The sequence below is a fragment of the Zavarzinella formosa DSM 19928 genome (assembly GCF_000255705.1).
Classification (GTDB): domain Bacteria; phylum Planctomycetota; class Planctomycetia; order Gemmatales; family Gemmataceae; genus Zavarzinella; species Zavarzinella formosa.
The window spans coordinates 1-1,506 of the sequence record NZ_AIAB01000535.1 but is presented as its reverse complement, the minus strand read 5'-3'; the positions used below and the strand labels follow the sequence as shown (position 1 = coordinate 1,506).

General features: G+C 61.8%; 1 protein-coding gene. It reads left to right on the top strand.

Features of this window, described 5'->3' with window-relative positions; genetic code table 11:
* Positions 1 to 90: 90 nt before the first annotated feature.
* Positions 91 to 1,488 carry an IS4 family transposase gene (locus BGIM_RS0100525; protein ID WP_020467892.1) on the top strand — a complete coding sequence of 466 codons (1,398 nt, stop codon included), beginning with the start codon at positions 91 to 93 and terminating at the stop codon, positions 1,486 to 1,488.
* Positions 1,489 to 1,506 lie beyond the last annotated feature (18 nt).

The following is a 1,506-nucleotide window of genomic DNA, read 5'->3' as shown; positions in this document are numbered from 1 at the left end:
GCAGTCGTGTGAAGATCTTTGGAAATCGTAACGTCTGATGAGAGCGGGAGTTATTATTCGCGTTGAGGCGGTTTTGAGCAGGAGACGTGGATGGAAACCCAAGAGATGCCGTTTGAGGCGAGTGTTTTAATGCGTCTCCCGCTGGCGGAGGCGACGCTTCGGTTGATGCGGCATGTGCTCGATCCGGCCGAACTGGACCGGTTGTACGACGAGTTTCGGGGAGGGTGTTACCAACGTCAACTGACGTTTTCCCAAATGGTTCAACTCATCGCCGATTGCCTGCTCGGGCCGGCGGAAAGCGCCCGGGAGCGGCTGTTGGAGGCGGACGAACAGGACGAACTCCCGGCCACGACCCGGGCTTTTTACGACAAGCTGTCCCGGTCTCCCATTGAGGTATCCGCCCGGCTGGTCGGTCATTGCCACGAGCGGTTGCGGCCACTCGGGATGGCGTCGGCCACGAGCCTGCCCGGTTGTCTGGCGGGTCATCGGGTGACCCTGCTCGACGGCAAGGTGATCAAACATGTCCCGCGTCGGCTGCGGCCGTTGCGATGGTCCGAGCCCAACGCGATGAAGCTGCTCGGGGCCCGGGGGCTGGTGGCCGTCGACGCCGAAACCGGGCTGGCGGAATGCCTGTGCGGGCTGGCCGACGGCGAACGCCAAGAAGTGACGCTGGTCCCCAAACTGCTGGCGCAACTCTCGATCGACGGCCCCCGCCGGCTGTTCGTGGCGGACCGGGCGTTCGGGTTTCTGGAGTACGTCCGGCAGTTCGACGCCATCGGTGATTTCGTGGTGCGAATGAACCGCTCGGCGATATTTGAGAGGGATTTGGCCGTGGAATCACGGCGCGGGACCGACGCCGGCGGGCGATGTTGGGAAGAAGAAACGGGCTGGGTTTGCCGGGGTCCGCAACGACTCGAACGGATCCGGGTCCGCCGAATCACGATGCCGCTCGAGAAAAAAGACGTGTTGATTGTCATCACCAACCTGACGGACGCCGAGGTCTTCCCCGCCGCCGAGTTGCTGGACACTTACCGACGGCGATGGGGAATCGAGGGGGTGTTTCAGCAAATCACCGAGGTCTTTGATTTGAAGCGGCTGATCGGCTCGACTCCGGAGGCGACGCTGTTGCAAATGTCGCTGTGCCTGGTGGTTTACAATCTGATCCGGATGGTTCATCAATATGCGGCCGTCGCCAACGACAGGCCGCCGGAGAAGGTCTCGGGGGAGATGTTGTTCCGCGACGTGCGGTCCGAACTGACGACCGTGGCGAGGTTGCTCACCCCCGCCCATCTGGAACTCCTGCTGGTCCCTCTCGGGCCGGAGCAACTTCAGGCGTGGTTACTGAAGTTGCTTCAGGGAACGTGGCATCGCAAATGGACCAAGTCCGCCCGCCCCCGGCCCTCCGGTCCCCCGAAGCCAAAAACCAAGAAACTCCGGCAGGAAAAACCTCACGATTCTGTCTTCCGGGTCTTGCGGAGAACTCCTTGAAAGATCTTCACACGACTG